Raw genomic sequence first — 10448 nt, forward strand, 5'->3', positions numbered from 1 at the left:
ACCTTTATATACAACCTTTCTTTAATCTAAATAAGTAATTATATAAGTACTAAAATAAGTAAAAAAGTAAGTAAAAAATGCAGGCAAAATCCATAGAAAGGGGTATTTACAAACGTGGAAATAGTTTAGAAACCACTCTACCTAAGCCTTTAATACTTCATTTTAACCTTGATGACAATTTCTGTGCTGTCTTTAAAGTAATAAACTCTAATCGCACACTAATCCTTTTTGAAGATTATTTGAAAACAAATTCAACAAGAGAAATTAGAAGAAGAGTTTACAATCGTTCTGGAAGTTATGAAGTAACAATTCCAAAAGAACTTCTTTTCACATTAGATGAAAACAAACCAAAAAAAGCAATTTTCGAATTTGAAAATAATCAATGGTATTTAAAATTAAAAAATGAATAAAATAAGTAAAATTGGAATATTAGTATTTTTACTAGTCTCAATTATATTTACTTCAATATTTATTTTTGCAAACTCTGCACCAAATATTCATTATGCAGAACCTTCAACAGGAAATGTTTGGAGTAATTCAAAAAATCTTACAGATCAAACTTCTTATGCTCAAGATATACAAATTGCAATTGATAGTTCAGGAAATGTTCATGCGGTGTGGTCAGATACAGAATTAAACTCAGACACATCAAATACAGATGAAGTTCATTATTCTATGTATAATACAACTTCGAAAGCTTGGGAAAGAGATTCCTGGCCCTCAGTAGATATAAATTCTCCTTCATCAAATGCAAGTATTGCAGTAAACTCAACAGATTCACCATTTGTAGTTTGGATAGATTATAGGGACTCAGAAGCTCAAGGAAGAGTTTATTATAATATCTATGATGATGCTGCGCAAAATTGGACTAACAATTCTGTTTTAATGGATAATACTTCAGCAAGAGCATATTCGGTTGATGTTGCAATTGGATTTAATGATACTATCTTAGTCGTATGGGATGATGATAGAGATACAGATTTATCTGGAAATTATTTTGAAACTTATTATAGGCTATTTAATAATACAATGGAATGGGAAAATGAAACTAATTTAACTGTAGATGATGATTTAGATACAGGTATTCCAAAAGTTGTAGCAGGTTACGATGATATGTATTATATTGTTTACAATGATTTCGGAGATAATACCGCTTATGAAGTAGAACTTCGTACAATTAATGCAAGTAATAATTCTTATTCAGATATACCTCCTATAATAACCTCTCCAGATACTGCAAATTCTTTAAGAGCAGACTTAGCTGTTACAGTAGATAACACAGTTCATGTAGTCTGGGAAGATGCACGCGCAGGTGCTGAAGGAATCTATTATAGAACGTATAACCTTGAAACAGATACACTAGGTACAGAAACTTTCTTATCTGGAGGTTATGGTTCATCAGCCGTCAATCCTTCAATCTCTGCAAATGGAACTGATTTATTTGTTGTATGGAGATATACAAATGTTTCAACAAGAATGATTGCTTTAACAGAATATAAAAATAGTGCTTGGACAATACCTCAAAATATTTCAATAAATAGTGCAACTAATGCCGCAAAACCCGCAGTAGCTTCAGATAAAAATGGAAACGCTTATATTTTTGATTATGATGATTATCCTGGAATTTCAACAGATATACCAAATATATTCTTTTTTACTAAAACTAAATCAGAACTAGTAAATATTTCCAAAAGAAGTACAATTTCATTTAATATAACTGCAATAGACACAGACTCAGACGCAATTGACTACTTATGGTACTTTGATGATTATGGAAATGCAACTACAGATAACTTCACTTATATTTCAAATGGTTCAGATACAGGATGGCATAATATAACTGTTTATGTAAATTCTTCAAATCAATTAGCTACAACAGACTTTTGGAATTTAAGTATATATAATATTATTCCAACTTGTGCAGTCATTCCAACAACAAGTTGGGTACAAGACACTTCACAAACTTTGAATTTAAGTCTATATATTACAGATTTAGATGAAGATGCAATTAATTATACTTATACAGAAGTAGATAATATTGCAATTGCTACAGACAATGATACTGAGATTGCAACTCTTACACCAACAGCAGGATGGACAGGTTCAGTAGGAATAGTTTTCTCGGGGTGGGATGAAGAAAACGAAGGCGTAGATTGTAGTAATGCTACATTTACAGTAACTGCTTCAACACCAACATCCACTCCAGGTGGAGGTTCTTCTGGCGGTGGTGGTGGAGGATCTTCAACAATCTTATCTTGTACAAAACAATGGTCTTGTAGTCAATGGTCTGATTGTACAGAAAAAGGAATTCAAACAAGAACTTGTTCATGTTCTTGCTCAGATGGAAAATGCTTGGGGGATCATTCAGAATTCAAATTCTGCAGTTATTCCTATGAAATACCTTACGAATTAAAATCCCCTCTTGAAGAAGGTATTGAAAAAATGTTAAAACAATCAGGTTTAGATTTATCTTTATACCCTGGAATTACAGATAAACTAGAAAAAGATTTAGCAGAATTATTAAAAAAATATAGTTATGAAGATAAACCAAAAATAAACTTCAAATATGGCGATGAAGGTTTCTCAATTACTGCCGATGATGTAACTATAGATGTAAAATTAAATAAAGACAATGAAGGAATTTTCACAAAGCCTTCTTTAGACGTTAATATTAACACAACTAAAGGCACATCACACACAGAAGTTCCATCAAAAAGATATTCAATTATAAAGGATTCTTTCTGGATATTAATTATTTTAGTAATTATATTACTTTTATTATTAATATATGTTTTAATAAAAGATAAAAATGAAAGATGGCATATTTACTTATGGGGAAGAGCACCAATTTCCAAATGGAAAGAAGAGTGTTCAAAAATAAAAGAACTAGTTAATAAAGGAAATTATTTTGATTCAATGAAAAGATACAAACAAATTTCAACAGTTTATAAAAAACTTCCTAAATATTATAAGAATTTTGATTCATTCGGAGAAATACATAATCTTCTTATAGATACATATAAAACTATTTCATTAAGATTCTTTAAATCAGAAAAAATGCCTGAGTCAAGAGAAGGACAATGGCGTTTAGTATTTAACGAAAAAATTATAAAAGAAAGATTAGAAAGGTTGGACAGTTTATTAAAACAAGAAAACCTAAACCAATTTGTATTAGAATTCGCATCTTTATTAAAACAATACAAGAAATATTTAGATAATTCCCCGAAACAGGGCCAATTCCATAGCCAAATGGTTAAATTAGGCAAAGTTTTAGACGAAAAACTTTTAGAAGAGGAAAAACTAAGATTTAATAAGATTAATAGACTTGTCGATATAAATAGAGCGAGTGAAGCCCATATACTATTAAATAAGGCACCCATGGGTTTATTTAGCATTTTAACTATTGAGGATCGCAAATCTATAGAAGAGATAATCAAAGAGTCAAGAAAGAAGCTTCAAAATGCTACGCTAACAAAAAAACATGAAACTAAATAAATATATAATTGCATTGATTTTTGTAATCCTTCTATCCAGATTTATCTTCGAGTTTTCAACACCTGAGTTTAGTAATGGAAAGTCTTATTTTTATATAAAGCAAATAGAAAGTATCAAAGATACAGGTAAAGTTTCTCAGACAGAAGCTCAGAATATAAATTTGCTTACTCTTTCCCCATTATTTTCCTATCTATTAGTACCTTTTTCAATATTTGGAAATGGGGGTATTAAAATATTTATATCTTTACTAATTGTATTTGCAGCAATAGTTTTATTTTATTTTTCAAAATTATTTTGTAAAGACGAAAAAATTTGTTTTATCTCAACTTTACTTTTTAGTTTTTCCCCCGTATTATTTAAAATAACCTTAAACAAAATATCTCTTATTCCTATCATTTTATTTTTAATGCTTGGAATAATTTATTTTTCTTTAAATCTCAAATTTAAAAACAATATAACCTATTTTATTATACTTTCATTTATATTGGCCTTAATCTCTCCAATGTCCATTTTAATTGCTTTTGCATTAATAATTTATTTATTACTTATGTTATCTGAGTCAATGAAACTTGAAAGACTTAAAGGAGAAGCGATTATTTTCTGTATCTTTGCAATTATATTCTCCAATCTTTTAATTTATAAGAATGTTTTATTTAGTTCAGGATTACAAGGATTAACGCAGAATACTCCTTTAGATCCATTAAACATAGAATTTGCTAGTCTAAGTATAATAAATCTAATTTTAAGTGTAGGAGTTTTAATCTTAATCTTTGGCATAATTGGTTTAATAGCTTCAATCTATTCAAAACCTCCAGAGTATGTTCTTATAAACTTAGCATTCATAATCTCAACAATTATACTTCTCATATCCAGGACTATCAACCCCTATATCGGTTTACTCATTTTAATAGCTCCACTAACATTATTTTCTGCAAAAGGGCTTGAATTATTATATGAATATTATAAAAAAACCAAACTTATTAGATTTAAAAGAGGTTTTTATATATTTATTATCCTTTTATTTTTAATTTCAAATGTTTATCTTAGTTTAGATGCAGGAAATCAAACTATAAAAAATTCAATTACTTCAGAAGAAATAAATACTCTTCAATGGTTAAAGGATAACCTCCCAAAATCTGCTCTTATTTTAACCTCGCCAGAAGAAAGCCATCTTATAACTTATTTTATAGAAAGAAAAACCGTTTGGGATGATTATACTCTTTCTAGAATAGAAATAGAAGAAAAAACAAAAGATATACAAACTATTTATACCACCAATTCAGAAACAAAGGCATTAAATTTAATAAAAAAGTATGAGATAAATTATATATATTTTTCAAATTTAACAAAAGAAAAATATTTAGTTAAAGAAATAGAATATGCAAATGACAAAACTTGCTTTGAAAGAATCAGGAATGGAAACCCAGAAATCATCAAAATCCAGTGCTAAACTAATAACCTATCTTGCACTGGTTTTGTTCTGTCTAGTTATACTTCTCTTGCCTAATATTCTTAGAAACTCAGAATATCCACCTGGAGAAGAAGCTTACTATCACTACAGATTTGCAAAAATGTTGGGGGCAGAAAAAATATCTGATAACTTAAGTTATTCAGGCAGGGACAATTTTATGCCTCTTTCCACACCTTATTTATTGTATATTTTAAATAAGACTTTTAATATAGGTCTATTTAATGCAGGAAGAATTTTCTTATTAATTCTAGGTTTGATTAGTTTCACTTTCTTTTATTTAATTTTAGAAAAATTTGAATATAATATAAAATCCTTAAGCTCTTTAATATTAATAATTTCTCCACCCTTTATTTATCTTTACACAGTTTTAACCAGATTTGCATTACCAATTACTTTACTTTTGATTATTATTTACCTTTTTATAAAAAACAAAAAAAATCTTTTTATCATCTTAAATATACTGTTAGCTTTAGTAGATATTTATTTTGCATTAATTTGTATAACTGGATTTTTATTGGTTTCACTTTTCTATAAGAAAGCAGATACAAAAAAGACACTCATCCTACTAGTTTTAGAATTGGCATTAGTCCCTATACTTTGGAATTTTTTTGCACCAACCAATTCAGTAATTCAACTTAGAACATTAATTTTTGATTTTGGTGCTACTTATGGATTAAGTTTATTTGCTATTTTAACTGTATTTTCAAGCATTTTCTTTTTTTGGAAAAAGAAAAAAGAATTTTATATTCCTTACTTTTTATTAATACCGGGACTAATTTTGTTGATATTTGAACATTGGGCAATATTTTTACTTTCTTTTATAATTGCTTTTATCTCTGCTTATGCTATAATCTTAATGATAAATGATAAATGGGAAAGCTATCTTATTAAGAATTTAACAATCTGGATTTTAATATGTGGGATTATCTTTTCAGGTGCATCATTCATAACACACTCCTTCAATTTAGAACCCACTCAAGCAACAGTGAATTCATTTTCCTATCTAAACGAACTAAATAATGATAGTATTATTCTTTCATCAAAAGATAATGGTTATTTAATAAACTATTTTGGAAAAAAGAATTTCTATGATGATTTTAGTTTTGGTGTAGAAAAGAAAGATAACTTAGTAAATGATATTTTCTTAAGCTCTAAAAATCTTGAAGACATTTTAACCTATTTAAATAATACAAATCTAGATTACATCTTAATAACCACCGAAATGAAAAGACAAATATGGAATAACGAAGAAAAAGGTCTAATCTTTGTTTTGAATATTTTGCAAAAAAACCCGAATGATAACTTTAAAAGAATATACAAAGATGAAAATATTGAAATTTGGAGATATAATAAAGGAGAAATACAATGATTACTGCTATAATCTGGTTTGCTTCCTTTGTCATGTTATTTATGACTACTTTTTGGTTTAGCATTCTTCTATTTAATGGAATTAAACAAGAAAAAACCAATCTTAACATTTTATTAAATTATCCTTTAGTGACTATTGCCATCCCTTGTTATAACGAGGAAAAAAAGATTATTAACACTTTAAATTCTATTTTTTTATTAAATTACAAAAACATAGAAGTAATCGTAGCCGATGATGGTAGCAAAGATAATACTTTAAATTTAGTCAAGAATTTTTCAAAAACACATTCGTTAACAATAATCTCTTTAAATCATAAAGGCAAAGCACATGCGTTAAATAAAACTCTTGAAATTTCAAAAGGAGAATTTTTTTCAAATGTAGACGCTGATTCAGAAGTGCAACCTGAAACTTTAAGTTTATTATTACCCCATTTTTCAGATGAATCAATTGCTGCCACAGTTCCTTTTATGCAAATAAAGAATCCTAAAAAAATAATAAGCAAGATACAAAAAATAGAATATCTTATTGCTGGAGTAATAAGATCTTTGATGTCTTCAATAGAAACCCTTCATTTAACTCATGGAGTAATGACAGTATATAGAACTTCTTTATTGAAAAAACTTGGGGGATTTGATGAATTAACTTTAACAGATGATTTTGAAATGGGTATGCGTTTAATTTATCATGGTTATAAAATAAAGATGGAAGCAAAAGCCGCAGTATTTACTCACCCCCCATTAACATTTAAAGCCTTGTGGAGGCAAAGAGTGCGGTGGTTTAGGGGATATATAAGACACCATATTCAATATAGTAAGATGTTCTTAAATCAAAGATATGGTATGATGGGTAAATTTCAATTTCCAATAAATATTTTATATCCTTTAATTATAATTGCCCTAACTTCACTTACTTTAATAACTCTCTTTAAAACTTTAAGAATAAAATTAATGGAGCTATTTAGTTTAGGATTTTCAGCTTTAAATATTAATTTTTTGGGCGTAAAAGAAACTTTGCTCTCTCTAGATTATAAATTAATTTTTCCAATCGTAGTTATGCTAATCTTAGGAATTTATATTTTTTACATCTCCCATATTTTAAATAAGGAAAAAATCAAGAGCCCATTCGTTATATTTATATTCTTTGTTATTTATCCTTACATTATTGCTTCACACTGGGTTTCAGCATTTATTAATGAAACAGGAAATTTAAAGAAAAAATGGTAAGTCGAACAAAACTATTGATTGGAAGTTTTATATTTACTTTAGTTGTTTTTATAATTGGTTTATTTATCGGTTTTCAGATGGATAAATTAAGAGTAAATGATCTTTCAAATCTTCTAAGTGAGAGTGATTTAAATTCTCAAAGTTATCTCATTAATCAAGACTTTTATTCTGTATTTGGTGGAGATTGGTGTAAAAATGCACTCCCTCTTGCAGAAAAAGTATCTTTAGAGTCCGTAAGGGTTGGAAGACTTCTATCTTCCTATGAATCAAAAAAATTTTATAATGAAGATGAATATAATTATTTAAAAAGAAAGTATTTCTTATTAGAATTAAATGCATTTATACTTTTTACAAAAATGAATCAAAATTGTAAAACTAAAAATCATATGATTCTATTTTTTTATGATATTGACCAAGGTTCTTCTATTGCACAAGGTACCAATCTAGATGAATTAGTTGAAGAGAATAAATTGGTTTATGTTTTTTCTTTTGATAGAACCTACACTCAAGAACCGCTTTTAGAGTCGATTAAAACCCAATATAATATTACCAAATCTCCTACTCTAATAATTAATTCAAACAAAAAATTAGAAGGGTTTACAACCTATAAAGAGATATTAAACTCTTTAAATTAAGATGCAATGTGAAATATGCGGTTTTTCCGGACAGCTTTATAAAGCGAAAGTAGAAAGTACTTTAATGAATTTATGCGCTAATTGTTTAAAATATGGAAAACCTATCGAATATTTAAAGGAAAATAATCCTCTTTCCCAAATGCAGCATAAAAAAAATACTATTCTTAAATTCAAAGAAAATATTTCATCTGATTTTAAAGATGAACCGCTATATATAGAAAATCTTGGGAAAAGAGTAAAGCAATTAAGAGAAAAATTAAACTTAAAACAATCCGAATTAGCTCAAAAAATATCAGAAAAAGAAAGTATAATTCATAAAATAGAATCCGATTCAGAAGATCCTTCAATCCAAGTAATAAGAAAATTAGAAAGATTTTTCAAAGTTAAATTAATAGAAAAATAAAATGGTATCTAAAAAAGAAGTGGAAATTTTAATTTCAAAATTAGAAGATTTCAATTCTCCTAATCCTAAATTAGAACAATATTCCACCCCATCAGAAATAGCTTCAGAAATGGTTTGGATAGCTTATTTAAACAAAAATATAGAGAATCAAATCATCGCAGATTTAGGTTGTGGTACAGGAATACTTGGAATTTGTGCTCTTCTCTTAGGTGCAAAAAAAGTTTACTTTGTAGATATCTCAAAAAAAGTCTTAATTCAAGCTCAAAAAAATTTAAAATATCTAGAATTAGAAACTAAAAAGAAATTTAATGCAGAATTTCTAAATTTGAATGTAGAAGAATTCAATAAAGAAATTGATACTATTTTAGAAAATCCTCCTTTTGGTGTTCAAAATAAAAATGCAGATAGAATATTTATAGAAGTCGCATTAAAAAAATCCAAATACTCCTATATTTTAACAAATTCAAAAACAGATAATTTTATTGATAATCTTCTTAAAAATAATAAATATAAAAAGATTAAGCAATTTGAATTTACATTAAAAAAGACAATGTTTTTTCATAAAAAAAATAAATATCATATTGATGTAAGCTTATGGTTTGTTGAAAATGATAAAAAATAAAAAAATATTTTTAGAAGCTGTGAAAGAAGCAATTTTAAATCCAGATTTTAATTTTACAGGTTTTCCAGAGAAGAAAGGCATTTTTGTGACTCTTAAAAAACACGGAAATCTAAGAGGTTGTATTGGATTTATAGAACCTATTTATCCTTTAGACAAAGCATTAGTTGAAGCATCAAGACTTGCAGCATTTGAAGACCCAAGATTTCCAGTTTTAAAAAAAGAAGAAGTAAAAGATTTAGAAATAGAAATAAGTATTTTATCAAAACCTCTTCAAGTAAAAAATATTAAAGAAATAAAACTTGGAAGGGATGGTTTGATAATTGAACAAGGGTATAACAAAGGTTTGTTGCTTCCACAAGTCTTTACAGAATTTAATATAACCTCAATTGAAGACGCACTATCTATGACTTGTGAAAAAGCAGGACTTCCAGAAGATGCTTGGAAGTCTAAATTAACAAGAATTTACAGATTTGAAGCAGAAATTATTTCTGAAACATAGAAACCTTTTTATTTCTGAGCTTTAATTTTAAACTATACTTAAAAAATGAACCCTAAAATCATAAAATTACTAAAAGATTTCTGGAAGTTTATCTGGGAAGATGACAGTCTTTTAAGCTGGGTAGTTAATATTATTCTTGCTTTTATTTTAGTAAAATATCTGATTTACCCTTTTCTTGGATTGATGTTAGGAACTCAATATCCTATAGTTGCAGTAGTTTCAAACAGTATGGAACATCAAGACAATTTACAAGCTTGGATTCAAGAAAATAAAGAATTTTATGCAGATTATAATTTTACAGAACAAGACTTAAATTCTTGGAATTTTAAGCACGGATTTAATAAAGGGGATATAATGATTTTATTTTCTGCAAAGAATCTTAAAAAAGGTCAAATTGCAGTTTATACTACAGGATTATACAAACAACCAATTATACATAGGGTTGTAGATCTACAAGATGATTATATTACTACTAAAGGAGATAATGTTGTTTATGTTCAATCTTTTGAAAAACAAATTTCAAAAGAAAATATTTTGGGCAAGGCAATTATTAGAATACCTTATTTAGGGTGGATAAAAATAAAAGCTGTTGATCTTTTGAATTGGATTATAACATGAAATTTTGTAAAAAATGTGGCAGTTTAATGATGCCTCGGAAAAATGAATTTGTATGTGGTTGTGGTTACAAAGAAGAATCAACAGGATCCACAAAACTTCATGAAACAACCACT

The 10448-nt window shown here is 27.4% G+C and carries 11 protein-coding genes; all 11 read left to right on the forward strand.

The annotated features are described in order from the left end of the window. Positions 1 to 77: 77 nt before the first annotated feature. Entirely contained in the window at positions 78 to 410 is a 333-nt protein-coding gene (locus J4403_00555) for a hypothetical protein (GenBank protein MBS3166681.1), read from the forward strand. Beyond that, a complete protein-coding gene (locus J4403_00560) occupies positions 403 to 3495 on the forward strand; it encodes a thrombospondin type-1 domain-containing protein (protein MBS3166682.1) in 3093 nt (1030 codons plus the stop codon). The genes J4403_00555 and J4403_00560 overlap by 8 nt, the downstream gene beginning before the upstream one ends. After that, a complete protein-coding gene (locus J4403_00565; GenBank protein ID MBS3166683.1) occupies positions 3482 to 4945 on the forward strand; it encodes a hypothetical protein in 1464 nt (487 codons plus the stop codon). Before J4403_00560 ends, J4403_00565 begins: the two co-directional genes overlap by 14 nt. Further along, on the forward strand, positions 4875 to 6335 hold the full coding sequence (locus J4403_00570) for a hypothetical protein (protein MBS3166684.1): 1461 nt from the start codon (positions 4875 to 4877) through the stop codon (positions 6333 to 6335). The genes J4403_00565 and J4403_00570 overlap by 71 nt, the downstream gene beginning before the upstream one ends. Continuing rightward, the gene (locus J4403_00575) at positions 6332 to 7558 is read left to right on the forward strand and encodes a glycosyltransferase family 2 protein (protein ID MBS3166685.1); all 1227 of its coding nucleotides are present in this window, start codon (positions 6332 to 6334) and stop codon (positions 7556 to 7558) included. The genes J4403_00570 and J4403_00575 overlap by 4 nt, the downstream gene beginning before the upstream one ends. After that, positions 7552 to 8193 carry a hypothetical protein gene (locus J4403_00580; GenBank protein MBS3166686.1) on the forward strand — a complete coding sequence of 214 codons (642 nt, stop codon included), beginning with the start codon at positions 7552 to 7554 and terminating at the stop codon, positions 8191 to 8193. Before J4403_00575 ends, J4403_00580 begins: the two co-directional genes overlap by 7 nt. Before the next feature lies 1 nt (position 8194). Further along, on the forward strand, positions 8195 to 8596 hold the full coding sequence (locus J4403_00585) for a TIGR00270 family protein (GenBank protein ID MBS3166687.1): 402 nt from the start codon (positions 8195 to 8197) through the stop codon (positions 8594 to 8596). Position 8597: 1 nt separating this feature from the next. Continuing rightward, entirely contained in the window at positions 8598 to 9218 is a 621-nt protein-coding gene (locus J4403_00590; GenBank protein MBS3166688.1) for a methyltransferase, read from the forward strand. After that, positions 9205 to 9717: a TIGR00296 family protein gene (locus J4403_00595; GenBank protein ID MBS3166689.1), complete on the forward strand. Its 513-nt coding sequence runs from the start codon at positions 9205 to 9207 to the stop codon at positions 9715 to 9717. Before J4403_00590 ends, J4403_00595 begins: the two co-directional genes overlap by 14 nt. Before the next feature lie 45 nt (positions 9718 to 9762). Next, the gene (locus tag J4403_00600; protein MBS3166690.1) at positions 9763 to 10335 is read left to right on the forward strand and encodes a hypothetical protein; all 573 of its coding nucleotides are present in this window, start codon (positions 9763 to 9765) and stop codon (positions 10333 to 10335) included. Next, positions 10332 to 10448, forward strand: a 117-nt coding sequence (locus J4403_00605) for a transcription factor S (protein MBS3166691.1), incomplete at its 3' end; no start/stop codon positions are given. The genes J4403_00600 and J4403_00605, both read left to right, overlap by 4 nt.

It is taken from the genome of Candidatus Woesearchaeota archaeon (genome assembly GCA_018302225.1).
Lineage (GTDB): Archaea > Nanobdellota > Nanobdellia > SCGC-AAA011-G17 > JAGVZY01 > JAGVZY01.